Raw genomic sequence first — 13,776 nt, 5'->3', positions numbered from 1 at the left:
GCAGGCCGCGAGCGGTTCGGATGCGACTCCCAGTGTGAACGGGCGGACTGCTCGGTCAGCCGCGCAGGCCCGCGAGCGCGAGCACGCCGCTGAGGTCGACGCGGTCGATCGCGACATCCGCCTGCGCACGCACGACGGGCTTCGCGCAGAACGCGACGCCGAGCGCCGCCCGATCGAGCATGCGCAGGTCGTTGGCGCCGTCGCCCACGGCGATCGTCCGCGCGAGCGGGGTGCCGGACACCGCGGCCCACTCCTCGAGGGCGCGCCGCTTCGCCTCCGCGTCGACGATGTCGCCGAGCACCCGGCCCGTGAGCCGGCCGCTCTCGACTTCGAGCCGGTTCGCCCGGCAGAAGTCGAGCCCGAGCCGCTCGGCGAGCGGGTCGAGCAGCTCGTGGAACCCGCCGGAGACGACGCCGACCCGCCCGCCCGCGGCGTGCACGCCGTCGATGAGCTCGTCCACTCCCGTCGTCGGCGTCAGCCGGTCGCGTGCGGCGAGCACCTCGGCGACGGCCAGCCCGGCGAGCGTCGCGACGCGTTCGCGCAGGCTCGCCGCGAAGTCGAGCTCGCCGCGCATCGCCCGCTCGGTCACCGCGGCCACGTGCTCGAGGCTGCCGGCGGCCTCGGCGAGCAGTTCGATCGCCTCCTCTCGGATCAGGGTCGAGTCGGCGTCGAGCACGACGAGGAGGCCGCCGGAGCGGCCGTCGGTTCCGCGGATCACGCGTGCTTCCGGACGTGGGAGCCCTTGCCCACCACCGTGATGCCGCTGTCGGTGACCACGAACCCGCGCGCGCGGTCCTCGGCGCGGTCGACGCCGATGTGCGCGCCCGCCTCGACCACGACCTCCTTGTCGAGGATGGCGCGGCGAACCGTCGCGCCCGCCTCGATGCGTGCGCGGTCGAACAGGATCGAATCCGACACGTTCGCGCCCGAGCCGACGATCGCCCACGGCCCGAGCACGCTGCGCTCGACGTGCGCGCCCGAGATGACCGAGCCGAGGGAGACGATCGAGTCGATCACGGTGCCGAGCGACCCGCGCGCGTCGCGCGTGAACTTCGCCGGGGGCGAGTTCACCTGCTGGCTGAAGATCGGCCACTCCTGGTTGTAGAGGTTGAACACGGGCAGCACCGAGATGAGGTCCTGGTGGGCCTCGAAGAACGAGTCGATCGTTCCCACGTCGCGCCAGTAGTAGCGGTCGCGGTCAGTGGAGCCCGGCACCTCGTTGCCCTTGAGGTCGTAGACGCCCGCCTTGCCCTGCGACACGAACGCGGGGATGATGTCGCCGCCCATGTCGTGGCTGGAGTCCGTGCGCTCGCCGTCGCGGAGCACGGCGTCGATCAGCGCGTCGGCGTTGAAGACGTAGTTGCCCATGGAGGCGAGCACCTCGCCGGGGGAGTCGGGCAGTCCCTCGGGGTCGCTCGGCTTCTCGAGGAAGCGGTGGATCCGGTCGGGCGACGTCGCGTCGACCTCGATGACACCGAACTGGTTCGCGAGCGAGATCGGCTGGCGGATGGCGGCGACCGTCGCCTCGGCCCCGGAGTCGATGTGCGCCTGGATCATCTGGCTGAAGTCCATGCGGTAGACGTGATCGGCGCCGACCACGACGATGATGTCGGGCTGCTCGTCGTAGATCAGGTTGAGGCTCTGCAGGATCGCGTCGGCCGAACCGGAGAACCAGCGCTTGCCGAGACGCTGCTGCGCCGGCACCGATGCCACGTACGAGCCGAGCATGCCGTCGAGCCGCCAGGTCTGCGACACGTGGCGGTCGAGGCTGTGCGACTTGTACTGCGTCAGCACCACGATCTGCTGGAGGCCGGAGTTGATCAGGTTCGAGAGGGCGAAGTCGATCAGGCGGTACTGGCCGCCGAACGGCACCGCCGGCTTGGCACGGTCCTCGGTCAGGGGCATGAGGCGCTTGCCCTCGCCGCCCGCGAGCACGATTCCGAAGATCTTCCGCGTAGCCATGTGCCCCAGCGTAGTCAGCCGGACGCCGCTGATGACAGGTGGTTGACGGCCCGTGACCGACTGGGGCTAACGTTGCCGCATGCGAGTCGACCTGCTCACGCGCGAGTATCCGCCCGAGGTCTACGGTGGCGCGGGGGTGCACGTCGCCGAACTGGTCCGTGCGCTCCGGCGCGACATCGACGTGCAGGTGCGCTGCTTCGGCGCGGTGCGCGACGAACCGGGCACCACGGCGTATCCGACGCCGGCCGAGTTCGCCGCCGCGAACGCGGCCCTGTCGACGATGGGCGTCGACCTCCTGATGGCGCAGGACGCCGCGGGGGCCGACCTCGTGCATTCGCACACGTGGTACGCGAACTTCGCGGGCTTCACGGCGAAGGCGCTGCACGGCATCCCGCACGTCGTCACGGCGCACAGCCTCGAGCCGCTCCGACCGTGGAAGGCGGAGCAGCTCGGCGGCGGCTACCGGGTGTCGAGCTGGGTCGAACGCACCGCGTTCGAGGACGCCGACGCCGTCATCGCGGTGAGCGACGGCATGCGTCGCGACATCCTGCGGTCCTATCCGGACATCGACCCGGCGAAGGTGTCGGTCGTCTACAACGGCATCGACCTGGCCGACTGGCGCCCGAACGACGACCCCGACCTTGCGCGATCGCTCGGCCTCGACCCCGATCGCCCGTCGATCGTGTTCGTCGGGCGCATCACGCGGCAGAAGGGACTGCCGTACCTGCTCCGCGCCGCGCGGACCCTGCCCGGGGACGTGCAGCTCGTGCTCTGCGCGGGCGCTCCCGACACCCCGGAGATCATGGCCGAGGTCTCCGGTCTCGTCGACGAGCTCGCGGCGACGCGCGAGGGCGTCGTCTGGATCGACCGTCACCTCCCGCGCACCGAGCTCACCGCGCTCCTCACGGCGGCGACGTGCTTCGTCTGCCCGTCGGTGTACGAACCGCTCGGCATCGTCAACCTCGAGGCCATGGCGTGCGGAGCCGCGGTGGTCGGAACGGCGACCGGCGGCATTCCCGAGGTCGTCGACGACGGCGTCACGGGCGTGCTCGTGCCCATCGAGCAGGCCGACGACGGCACGGGCACGCCGCTCGACCCCGACCGCTTCGTGGCCGACCTCGCGGCGGCGCTCGAGCGGGTCGTCGCCGACCCGGAGCGCGCCCGCGAGATGGGCGCGGCGGGCCGTCGCCGGGCGGAGGAGCGCTTCGCCTGGGACGCGATCGCGGCCGACACCAGGGCGCTCTACGAGCGCGTGCTGGCGGGCCGCTGACGGGCTCCGCGTGCGCGGGGCCGCCCCGCGCGTCCTACTAGCATGGAGACCATGGCGTCTACGGTTCTGCAGTTCCAGCATGTGTCGGTGGTTCGCGATGGCAACACGATCCTCGACGGCATCGACTGGAACGTCGCCTCCGACGAGCGCTGGGTGATCCTCGGGCCGAACGGGGCGGGCAAGACCACGCTGCTGCAGATCGCGGCGGCCGCGATGCACCCGACGAAGGGCTCGGTCGAGGTGCTGCAGGAGGCGCTCGGCAAGGTCGACGTGTTCGAGCTGCGACCCATGATCGGCTTCGCCTCGACGGCGATGGCCCGGCTCATCCCGCGCAACGAGTCCGTCATCGACACGGTGCTCACCGCGGCGTACTCGGTCACGGGTCGATGGAACGAGGAGTACGAGTCGATCGACGACCGCCGCGCGCAGCGCGTGCTGAAGGAGTGGGGCCTCGACGGCTTCGCCGAGCGGCGATTCGGCAGCCTCTCCGACGGCGAGCAGAAGCGCGTGCAGATCGCGCGCTCGGTCATGACCGACCCCGAGCTGCTGCTGCTCGACGAGCCGGCCGCGAGCCTCGACCTGGGGGCCCGTGAGGAGCTCGTGGCGCTGCTCGGCGGGTACGCCTCGTCGAAGTCGTCGCCCGCGATCGTCATGGTGACCCACCACGTCGAGGAGATCCCCGCGGGCTTCACGCACGCCCTGCTCCTCGCCGACGGGCAGGTTCGGGCCGCCGGACCCATCGCCGAGGCGCTCACCTCGGAGACCCTCAGCGAGACGTTCGGCATGCCGATCGAGCTCGCCGAGGACGACGGCCGGTACGCGGCGCGCGCTGCGCGGTGACGCACCGAGACGCTCGTCTCTGCTAGAATCGTGTTTTGGCCAATGGCCGACACACTTCCCTGCCCTCGAGGCGGGGCGACCCCTCCATCCGACCAAGCAAGGATTCACCATGAAGACCGACATCCACCCCGAGTACAACGCCGTCGTCTTCCGCGACCTCGCCTCGGGCGAGACGTTCCTCACGCGCTCGACGGTGACCAGCGAGAAGACCATCGAGCTCGACGGCGAGACCTACCCGGTGATCGACGTCGAGATCTCGTCGGCCTCGCACCCGTTCTACACGGGCAAGCAGCGCATCATGGACTCGGCGGGCCGCGTCGAGAAGTTCAACAAGCGCTTCAAGGGCTTCGGCGCGTAAGACGCTCCACGACAGGGGCGGGCGACTTCGGTCGTCCGCCCCTTCGTCATGCCGGGGTCCGCTTCGACCGGCGTGTCGAAGGCCGGCCGGCGCTCGTCACTCCCGCGTGAGGCCCGCCGCCCAGTCCAGTGCGTCGAGCTGCGCCTGGTGCGCCGTGATGCGGCCGGCGTCGAGCGCCTCTCCTGCGGCCAGCAGCGCCTCCGCGTCCGCAGGCGTCCCCGTGCCCTCGTCGATCACCGATCGAGCGCGGTCGACGAGCTCGCGGATCGAGATCCGCTCGTGCAGGAACTGGGCCGCGAGCTCGCGGAGCGCGAGCTGCAGGGTCACCGGGTCCCGCGGATCGGGCACGCTCGTACCGAGCTCGACGAGGGCCCGGCCGAGCGCCTCGCGGAGGTCCCACGGGGAGTCCGCGTCGGACATGCCGGCGAGCTCGTGCAGCGCGGGCGAATCGAGCCCGGCCACCGTGGCCTCGACCGCGGCGTCCACGAGGAACCCGGGCGGGCTGTCGCCGAGGATCCACAGGGCGCTCGCCTCGACGAGCGCATCGGTGGCCGACCGTACCGGGAGTCGTTCCGACATGGCACAAGACTCCCACGTCGTGCCCCCCGGACGCGACGGACTTCGGGCCCGAACGGCGAGCGACGAGGGTCAGCGCAGCGGCCAGGCGCCCGAGGTCGTGAACTCGGGCTCGCCGTTCGTGCGGCGCCACTCCTGATAGCTCTCGGCCTGCTCTCGCGACCAGTCGACCTGGCTCGCGTGCAGCTCGGCGATCGTGGCGGTCGCGACCTCGGGGAACGCGCGGGCGATCGCCTGCGCCACGCGACCCGCGGCGAGCGCGTCGGCGCCCGCGTCATGCGCCGCCGTGAGCTCGACGCCGTAGTGCTCGCACGCCGCCGTCAGCGTGCGCTTGCCGCGCCGGAAGCGGTCGACTGCCTTGTCGATGACGAGCGGATCGATCACGAACCCGGGACCGCGGAACGCCTCGTGCGCGTAGCGCTCGGCCTCGCGGTGGAGCACCGACAGGTCGTAGGCGGCGTTGTACGCGACGATCGGGAATCCGCGCGTCGCGGCATCGCGCAGTGCGCCGATGATCTCGGCGACCGCCTGCGCGGCCGGCTGCCCCTCGAGGCGGGCGCGCTCGGTGCTCACGCCGTGGATCAGGGTCGCCGCCGTCGGGATCTCGACGCCGGGGTCGACGAGCCACTGGCGCTGCTCGAGCACCGCGCCATCCGCCCCGATCACGCCGACGTGGGCGGTGACGATGCGGCACGTGTCGATGTCGATGCCGGTGGTCTCGAGGTCGAACACCGCGAGGGTGTCGGCCCAGGATGCGACGGGGGAGTGCTCCATGCCGGTCACGGTATCGGCGCCCTCCGACAGCACCCAGCCGCCGCGCCGTAGGATGCTGGGGATGATCGCCTCACCGTACGCCGTCGACCTCGCGCGGATCCCCGTCCGCGAGCATCGTGCCCCGATCCTGGGCAGCGAGACCGCATGGTGGGAGTACGGACCGGAGGACGCGCCGATCATCGTGGCGGTGCACGGATTCCGGGGCGACCACCACGGACTCGAGCCCATCGTCGCCAAGCTGCCGGGCTACCGGGTGATCATCCCCGACCTGCCCGGTTTCGGGGCCTCGGCGACCTTCGCCGGTCGCCCGCACGACATCGACGCCTACGCGGACTGGCTCGTGGCGTTCGTCGAGGCCGCGGGCGTGACGGATGCCGCGGCCACCGCCGGCGGATGGACCCTGCTCGGCCACTCCTTCGGCTCCATCGTCGCGAGCGCCGCCGTGGCGGCCGGCCTCGCACCGGACCGGCTCATCCTCGTGAACCCGATCGGCGCGCCCGCCCTCGAGGGGCCGCGCGCGATCATGACCAGGCTCGCCGTCGCCTACTACCGCGCCGCCGCCGCGCTGCCCGAGCGCGCCGGGTTCGCGCTGCTCCGCAACCGCGCCATCGTGCGGGTCATGAGCGTCACGATGGCGAAGACGCGAGACCCCGGGCTTCGCGGCTTCATCCACGACCAGCACGACCGGTACTTCTCCGCGTTCGACGACCGCGACGCCGTGCTGCAGGCGTTCGAGGCATCCGTCGGTCACGACGTGCGCGAGTACGCGCCCGCCATCCCCACCCCGACCCTGCTCGTCGTCGCCGAGAAGGACGACGTCACCCCGCTCGACGCGCAGTACCGGCTGCAGCCGCTCTTCGAGGACGCGACGCTCGCCGTCATCCCGAGCGTCGGCCACCTGATCCACTACGAGACGCCCGACGAGGCGGCGGGGCACATCCGCGTGTTCGTCGAGGGGGAGCGGGCGTGAGACTCGTCGTCGACTGCCGGTACGTCCGGATCGGCCATCACGACGGCATCAGCAGGTTCACGGCCGGCATCGTCGCCGAGCTCGCGAAGCGCCATCCGCTCACCATGCTCATCAGCGATCACCGCCAGCTCGCCAAGCTGCCCGCACTGCCGTGGGAGCTGGTCAGCGGGCCGACGAGCGTGCGCGAGCCGTGGGTCGCCCGGCAGGTCCGGAAGCTCCGGCCCGACGTCGTGTTCTCGCCCATGCAGACCATGGGCTCGTGGGGTCGCGACTACGGCCTCGTGCTGACGCTGCACGACCTCATCTACTACGAGAACCGCACGCCGCCGCGCGACCTGCCCGCGTTCGTGCGGGTGCTCTGGCGGCTGTACCACCTCATGTGGTGGCCGCAGCGCCTGCTGCTGAACCGGGCCGACGCGGTCGTCACCGTGTCCGAGACGAGCGCCGGCCTCATCAGGAAGCACCGTCTCACGAAGCGTCCGCTCACGGTCGTGCAGAACGCCGCCGACGAGATCGGCACCCCCGGCCTGCCGCGAGCACGGCCCGAGCACGGGTCGCTCGTCTACATGGGCTCGTTCATGTCGTACAAGGGCGTCGAGACGCTCGTGCGCGCCGTCGCGCAGCTGCCCGACCACGAGCTGCACCTCATGAGCCGCGTCTCCGACGAGCAGCGCCGGCGGCTCACGCGCGCCGCGCCGGAGGCGCGCCTCGTCTTCCACGACGGCGCGACCGACGAGGAGTACGCGGACGTGCTCTCGAGCGCGACCGCGCTCGTCACGGCCTCGAAGGCGGAGGGGTTCGGCATCCCGCTCGTCGAGGCAATGCGCCTCGGCACGCCCGTGGTGGTGAGCGACATCCCGATCTTCCGCGAGATCGGCGGCGACGCGGCATCCTTCTTCCCCGCCGACGATGCGGATGCCGCGGCTCGCGCCATCCTCGCCCTCGATGCGCCCGGGGAGTGGGAACGACGGTCCGCGGCATCCGTCGAGGTCGCGAAGCGGTTCACGTGGAGCGCCTCGGCCGAACGGCTGCTCGAGGTGCTCACCGAGGTCGGCGGCACCAACCGGCGCGCCGCGCACTCCCGCCGACGGCGCTGACCCGATCCGGCCCGGTGATCGCGCGAACGGGCGACGGACGCGATCAGGCGAGCGCCTCGGCCATCGCCGTGAGCGTCTCGGTGGCGCCGGAGTCGATCTTCACCGTCGCCCGGCTGTCGCCCTTCGTGATGCCCCGGTTCACCACGACGATCGGCACCCGGCGGCGCCGGGCGATCTCGAGCAGGCGCACGCCCGAGTTGACGACGAGCGACGAACCGGCCACGAGCAGCACGTCGGCGCGCTGCACGAGCGCCGCGGCCTGACGGTAGACGGGCGTCGGCACGAACTCGCCGAAGAACACCACATCGGGCTTCAGCGTGCCCCCGCACACGGTGCACGCCGGGATCACCATCGACTCCACGTCGTCGACCTCGACGTCGCCGTCGGGCGCCGGCCGGATCGCGACATCCAGGTCGATGTGCGGGTTCAGCTCGGCGAGCCGGTCGGCGACCGACTCGCGAGCGAACACCTGCCCGCACGTCAGGCACAGCACGCGGTCGGACGCACCGTGGAGCTCGACCACGTGCGAGCTGCCCGCCCGCCGGTGCAGGCCGTCGACGTTCTGCGTCACGATCCCGGAGACCACGCCACCCGCCTCGAGGCGTGCGAGCGCGCGGTGCCCGTCGTTCGGCTGCGCCGTTCCGAAGGTCCGCCAGCCGAGGTGGCTGCCCGCCCAGTACCGCTTGCGTGCCGTCTCGGACGCGAGGAAGGTCTGCACCGTCATCGGCGTGCGCACCGGCGCGCCCTCGCCCCGGTAGTCGGGAATGCCCGAGTCCGTGCTCACGCCCGCGCCCGTGAGGACCGCCACGCGCGACCCGCGCATGAGGCGGATCGCCTCGTCGAGGAGCACATCGGACGGCGCAGGCGCCTCGATCCCTGTGACCACGCGCGTCTCCCTTCGCCGGTCCTGCGATTCTAGACACGCGGCTTTTCCGGAATGTTTCCGGATGCCGCGCACCGACCCGGGAGGACCCATGCGCATCGAACACGTCACCGACGCGACATCCGACGCCGTCGCCGACTACGCCCGCCTCACCGACGTCGCACTCCGCAGCGTCACCGAGCCCGAGCGGGGCGTGTTCATCGCCGAGTCCGCCAAGGTCATCCGTCGCGCGATCGCCGCCGGGTGCACGCCCCGGTCGGTGCTCATGGAGGAGAAGTGGCTCGCCGACCTCGCGCCGCACCTCTCGCCGTTCGACATCCCCGTCCACATCGCCGACCAGGCCGGGCTGGAGGCCATCACCGGGTACCGCGTGCACCGCGGCGCGCTCGCGGCGTTCGAACGGCCCGAACTGCCGGACCCCGGCGACCTGCTCGCCGCATCGCGGCGCGTCGTGATCCTCGAGGACATCGTCGACCACACCAACGTCGGCGCGATCCTCCGCTCCGTCGCCGCTCTCGGCGCCGACGCCGTGCTCGTGACGCCGCGCTGCGCCGACCCGCTCTACCGGCGGAGCGTGCGCGTCAGCATGGGCACGGTCTTCCAGGTGCCGTGGGCCCGGCTGCCCGAATGGGCGGAGGCGCGGGACCTGCTCACCGCGCACGGGTTCCAGGTCGCCGCGCTCGCCCTCGCCGAGGACGCGGTGACGCTGCGGGAACTCGCCGCCGATCCGCCGGAGCGGCTCGCGCTCGTGCTCGGCGCCGAGGGCGACGGTCTCTCACGACACGCGCTCGCGGCGGCCGACACCATCGTCACCATCCCGATGGCGCACGGCGTCGACTCGCTGAACGTCGCGGCCGCTGCGGCCGTGGCGCTGTACGCACTCGCATAGGTCGGCTGGGTATCCTGCAACGGATGTCTCGCACGCTCGACCCGGCCCCGCCCGCACCTCCGCGACCCTCCACGCCGACCACCGCGGTGTACCGCCGCCGGCGGATCGTCGCGGTCGGTGCCCTCGCGCTCATCCTCGGCCTCCTGATCGGCGGCGGGGTCTACACCTCGTCCGCGCTCGGCGCGCCCGTCCCGGCGGCGGCGCCGACCATCGACGACCCTACCCCTGTCGTCGCCGAGGCGCAGGCCGTCGTCCAGCCCGGGTTCGGCACCTGGGCGGTCGGGGCGGTGGGCTTCGACGGGCTCATGGCCGCCGGCGGCGAGGACACGCCGATGCCGATGGCGAGCATCGCCAAGGTCATCACGGCGCTCGTGGTGCTCGAGGAGCATCCGATCCCCGAGGGCGAGGGCGGTCCCGACATCGCGTACACCGAGGCCGACATCGACATCTACTGGGACATGGTCGCCCAGAACGGCTCGGTCGCACCGGTGGTCGCCGGCTCCACGCTCTCGCTGAAGGAGAGCCTCGAGGCCATGATGCTGCCCTCCGGCAACAACTACAGCATCTCGCTGGCGAACTGGGCGTTCGGTTCGGTCGACGCGTACGTCGAGCGGGCGACGGCCTGGCTCGACGAGCACGGGCTCGGCGAGACGCGAGTGGTCGACACCAGCGGCCTCTCGCTCGACGACGTGAGCACGGCCGCCGACCTGGTGCGACTCGGGCAGCTCGCGCTCGAGAACCCGACGCTCGCGGAGATCGTCGCGACGCAGTCGGTCGCGATCCCCGAGCTCGGCACGCTCGAGAACTCCAACCGGCTGCTGGGCACGCACGGGGTCGACGGCATCAAGACCGGCACCACGGATGACGCGGCGAACCTGCTCTTCTCCGCCGACCTCGCCGTGGGCGCGACCTCCGTGACCCTCGTGGGCGTCGTGCTCGGCGGCGACACGCATCCGATCGTCCGCGAGGCGGTCGCCGGACTCATCGACTCGATCGCGCCCGGTTTCCACGAGGTCGTCGCGCTCGAGGCCGGTCGGCCGCTCGCCGCGTACGCGACCCCCTGGGGCGACACCGCCGAGGCCGAGACCGCGGAGGGCGCGACGGTCGTGGTGTGGTCGGACACGCCCGTCGACGTCGCCGTCGAGGCCGACGCCGTCCGCCTCGTCGGCGACGGCGAGGAGGTCGGCACCGCGACCGTCACCGCCGGATCGCAGGTCATCGAGGTGCCGCTCGTGCTCGACGGCACGCTCGAGGACCCCGGCGCATGGTGGCGCCTGTCGAACCCCGGCGCGCTCGACGAGGGCGTCGTCGCCGACGCGCCGGTCGGCGACTGACCGGAACCCGCCGCTCAGTCGCCGGGCGTCGACTCCGGACGCGAGGCGTACGGCCCGGCGGCCGGGCGCTTGGGCGTCACGAAGTCGCCCGACGACTGGTGGCGGATGCGCCGGATGACCCACGGCACGAGGTACTCGCGCGCCCACGAGAGGTCCTCCGTCCGCGCTTCGCGCCACGTGCGCTCGGGCAGCGGCTCGGGCTTCATGGGCTCGAGGTCGTTCCCGACGTTCAGGGCGTCGAGCACCATCCGGGCGACCGTGTGATGGCCGAGCGCGTTGAGGTGCAGGCGGTCGCGGTCCCACATCCGCTGGTCCTGGATCTCGGCGAGGGCCCACTGGTCGGCCACGAGGCAGTCGTGCTTCTGCGCGATCGCCCGGAGGTTCTCGTTGTAGATCGCGACCTTGCCGCGGATGCCGCGGAACACGGGGGAGAATCCCACGTCGACCCCGGTGAAGATCACGATCGTCGCGCGGTCGCGCGCAAGCCGTTCGATCGCGTACTCGAAGCGCGCCGAGATCTCGTCGGGGTCGGTGCGGGGGCGGATCACGTCGTTGCCGCCCGCCGAGACCGTGATGAGGTCGGGCCGCAGCTCGAGCGCCGGCTCGACCTGCTCGTCGATGATCTGCTGGATCAGCCGACCGCGGATCGCCAGGTTCGCGTACGCGAAGTCGTCGGCTCCCTGCGAGAGGACCTCGGCGACGCGGTCGGCCCAGCCGCGGTGCCCGCCCGGCACGCCGGGCTCGGGGTCGCCGATGCCCTCGGTGAACGAGTCGCCGATCGCGACGTATCTCGACCAGGGATGCTGCTGGGTGACCATCCCTCCATTCTGCACAGCTCGCGAGCGGCTCGTGCGGCGTGTCCAGTGCACGTGCGTGCGGCACGCGACATCCGTGTCGGGCGTCTCGACTACAGTGCTGCAGAGTGAGCAACGCGACCCCCACCGGCAGCCATCACCTGCCCGGCACCTCGGCCGCCGAGCATCTCTCACCATCGTTCCCCGCCCGCGCGCCCTGGGGCACCGCGTCGAAGCTCCGGGCCTGGCAGGCCGAGGCGCTCGAGCAGTACTTCGAGACCGAGCCGCGCGACTTCCTCGCGGCGGCGACGCCGGGCGCCGGCAAGACGACGTTCGCGCTCCGCCTCGCGGCGGAGCTGCGGGCGCGCCGCACGATCGACCGGATCACGGTCGTCGCGCCGACCGATCACCTCAAGCGCCAGTGGGCGGATGCCGCGGCGCGCGTCGGCATCCGGCTCGACCCCGGCTTCCGCAACGCGCACGGGCGCTCCGCCCGGCACTACCACGGCGTCGCCGTGACGTACGCGCAGGTCGCCGTGCGACCCGCCCTGCACCGCGAGCTCACCCTCTCGGGGCGCACGCTCGTGATCCTCGACGAGGTGCACCACGGGGGCGACACGCTCTCGTGGGGCGACGCGATCCGCGAGGCGTTCGAGCCCGCGACGCGCCGGCTCTCGCTCACCGGCACGCCGTTCCGCAGCGACACCGCGCCGATCCCGTTCGTCGACTACGCGCCCGACGAGCAGGGCATCCGCGTCTCGCGGACCGACTACGACTACGGCTACGGCCGCGCCCTGCAGGACGGCGTCGTGCGGCCGGTGCTCTTCATGGTCTACGCGGGCAGCATGCGCTGGCGCACCAAGGCGGGCGACGAGATGGAGGCCCGCCTCGGCGAGGACGCCACGAAGGACATCCACTCGGCCGCCTGGCGCACCGCGCTCGAACCGACGGGCGAGTGGATCCCGTCGGTGCTGCAGGCCGCCGACCGCCGTCTCACCGAGGTCCGGCACGCGATCCCCGATGCCGGCGGGCTCGTGATCGCGACCGACCAGTCCGTCGCACGCGCCTACGCCGAGATCCTCGAGCAGGTCTGCGGCGAGAAGGTCACGGTCGTGCTCTCCGACGAGAAGGAGGCGTCGGCGCGCATCGAGGAGTTCTCGAACGGCACGAGCCGATGGATGGTCGCGGTGCGCATGGTCTCCGAGGGCGTCGACGTGCCGCGGCTCGCGGTGGGCGTCTACGCCACGAGCTCGTCCACGCCGCTGTTCTTCGCGCAGGCGATCGGCCGCTTCGTGCGCGCCCGCCGTCGCGGCGAGACCGCCTCGGTGTTCCTGCCGAACGTGCCCGTGCTCATGGCGCTCGCGGGCGAGCTCGAGCGCCAGCGCGACCACGCGCTCGACCGCCGCAGCGGCGACGGCGACGACGACCCCGGTCTCGAGGACGGGCTGCTCGAGTCGGCCAACCGCGAAGACACGGCCTCCGACGAGCTGCAGGACGAGTTCACCTGGCAGGCCCTCGGCTCCGACGCGACGTTCGACCGAGTGGTCTACGACGGCACCGACTTCGGCACCTTCGCCGAGCCCGGCAGCGACGAGGAGCTCGACTTCATCGGCCTCCCCGGCATCCTGGAGCCCGAGCAGGTCAGCGAGCTCCTCCGCCACCGGCAGGCCAGGCAGGCGCGCCGGGCATCGGATCGACGCAAGCACGTGCTCGCCGCAGGCGAGTCGGACGGCGCGGCCGAGGAGCGCGCCGAACCCGTCGCGCTCTACCGCACCCTCAAGGAGCAGCGCTCGCTGCTCAACAGCCTCGTCGGGCTCTACGCCAGGCAGACCGGCCAGGCGCACTCCCTGGTGCACGCCGAGCTCCGCCGCGCCTGCGGCGGGCCCGAGGTGGCGCAGGCGACCGTGACACAGCTGCAGTCGCGGATCGAGCTGCTTCGGAAGCGGCTCTCAGGGCGCTGAGCGCGGCCGCATCATCGGCCGCCGCCCCGCGGCATCCGTTCGAAGGTCGACCGCCTGCCGCGCATCGA

14 protein-coding genes are annotated in these 13,776 nt (G+C 72.2%); 8 read left to right on the top strand and 6 right to left on the bottom strand.

Annotated elements, in window-relative coordinates:
- Window positions 1–55: 55 nt before the first annotated feature.
- Window positions 56–718, bottom strand: coding sequence for a phosphoserine phosphatase SerB (serB, locus tag ACULK2_RS09465; protein WP_445967011.1), 663 nt, complete (start codon window positions 716–718; stop codon window positions 56–58).
- Window positions 715–1,962, bottom strand: a complete 1,248-nt coding sequence (gene glgC / locus ACULK2_RS09460; RefSeq protein ID WP_445967010.1) for a glucose-1-phosphate adenylyltransferase — start codon at window positions 1,960–1,962, stop codon at window positions 715–717. The genes serB and glgC overlap by 4 nt, the downstream gene beginning before the upstream one ends.
- A gap of 79 nt (window positions 1,963–2,041) precedes the next feature.
- Between glgC and glgA the strand changes: the two genes are divergently transcribed.
- The 3 genes from glgA to ACULK2_RS09445 all read left to right on the top strand — a co-directional run bounded on the left by glgA (window position 2,042) and on the right by ACULK2_RS09445 (window position 4,430).
- The gene (gene glgA / locus ACULK2_RS09455; RefSeq protein ID WP_445967009.1) at window positions 2,042–3,232 is read left to right on the top strand and encodes a glycogen synthase; all 1,191 of its coding nucleotides are present in this window, start codon (window positions 2,042–2,044) and stop codon (window positions 3,230–3,232) included.
- 51 nt (window positions 3,233–3,283) lie between these two features.
- Window positions 3,284–4,072 carry an ABC transporter ATP-binding protein gene (locus ACULK2_RS09450; RefSeq protein ID WP_445967008.1) on the top strand — a complete coding sequence of 263 codons (789 nt, stop codon included), beginning with the start codon at window positions 3,284–3,286 and terminating at the stop codon, window positions 4,070–4,072.
- A gap of 109 nt (window positions 4,073–4,181) precedes the next feature.
- Window positions 4,182–4,430, top strand: a complete 249-nt coding sequence (locus ACULK2_RS09445) for a type B 50S ribosomal protein L31 (RefSeq protein ID WP_445967007.1) — start codon at window positions 4,182–4,184, stop codon at window positions 4,428–4,430.
- Between the two features lie 96 nt (window positions 4,431–4,526).
- Here the strand turns inward: ACULK2_RS09445 and ACULK2_RS09440 are convergent, their stop codons facing one another.
- On the bottom strand, window positions 4,527–5,009 hold the full coding sequence (locus tag ACULK2_RS09440; protein WP_445967006.1) for a hypothetical protein: 483 nt from the start codon (window positions 5,007–5,009) through the stop codon (window positions 4,527–4,529).
- Between the two features lie 69 nt (window positions 5,010–5,078).
- Window positions 5,079–5,780 (bottom strand): exonuclease domain-containing protein, encoded by a 702-nt coding sequence (locus ACULK2_RS09435; RefSeq protein WP_445967005.1) that lies wholly within the window; start codon window positions 5,778–5,780, stop codon window positions 5,079–5,081.
- Between the two features lie 61 nt (window positions 5,781–5,841).
- On the opposite strand from ACULK2_RS09435, the gene ACULK2_RS09430 reads away from it, so the two are divergent.
- Complete coding sequence (locus tag ACULK2_RS09430) at window positions 5,842–6,750, top strand: alpha/beta fold hydrolase (RefSeq protein WP_445967004.1); 909 nt, start codon at window positions 5,842–5,844, stop codon at window positions 6,748–6,750.
- Window positions 6,747–7,847 (top strand): glycosyltransferase family 4 protein, encoded by a 1,101-nt coding sequence (locus tag ACULK2_RS09425; RefSeq protein WP_445967003.1) that lies wholly within the window; start codon window positions 6,747–6,749, stop codon window positions 7,845–7,847. The genes ACULK2_RS09430 and ACULK2_RS09425 overlap by 4 nt, the downstream gene beginning before the upstream one ends.
- 43 nt (window positions 7,848–7,890) lie before the next feature.
- Here the strand turns inward: ACULK2_RS09425 and ACULK2_RS09420 are convergent, their stop codons facing one another.
- On the bottom strand, window positions 7,891–8,670 hold the full coding sequence (locus tag ACULK2_RS09420; protein WP_445967577.1) for a Sir2 family NAD-dependent protein deacetylase: 780 nt from the start codon (window positions 8,668–8,670) through the stop codon (window positions 7,891–7,893).
- Between the two features lie 151 nt (window positions 8,671–8,821).
- Between ACULK2_RS09420 and ACULK2_RS09415 the strand changes: the two genes are divergently transcribed.
- Window positions 8,822–9,619 carry a TrmH family RNA methyltransferase gene (locus ACULK2_RS09415; protein ID WP_445967002.1) on the top strand — a complete coding sequence of 266 codons (798 nt, stop codon included), beginning with the start codon at window positions 8,822–8,824 and terminating at the stop codon, window positions 9,617–9,619.
- Between the two features lie 23 nt (window positions 9,620–9,642).
- Window positions 9,643–10,953, top strand: a complete 1,311-nt coding sequence (locus ACULK2_RS09410) for a D-alanyl-D-alanine carboxypeptidase family protein (protein WP_445967001.1) — start codon at window positions 9,643–9,645, stop codon at window positions 10,951–10,953.
- A 14-nt stretch (window positions 10,954–10,967) separates the two neighbouring features.
- Here the strand turns inward: ACULK2_RS09410 and ACULK2_RS09405 are convergent, their stop codons facing one another.
- A complete protein-coding gene (locus tag ACULK2_RS09405; protein ID WP_445967000.1) occupies window positions 10,968–11,771 on the bottom strand; it encodes an SGNH/GDSL hydrolase family protein in 804 nt (267 codons plus the stop codon).
- A 104-nt stretch (window positions 11,772–11,875) separates the two neighbouring features.
- On the opposite strand from ACULK2_RS09405, the gene ACULK2_RS09400 reads away from it, so the two are divergent.
- The gene (locus ACULK2_RS09400; protein ID WP_445966999.1) at window positions 11,876–13,708 is read left to right on the top strand and encodes a DEAD/DEAH box helicase; all 1,833 of its coding nucleotides are present in this window, start codon (window positions 11,876–11,878) and stop codon (window positions 13,706–13,708) included.
- Window positions 13,709–13,776 lie beyond the last annotated feature (68 nt).

It is taken from the genome of Agromyces molybdatiresistens (genome assembly GCF_052748445.2).
The sequence above is the reverse complement of the archived record's forward strand: the minus strand, read 5'-3'. Positions and strand labels throughout refer to the sequence as shown.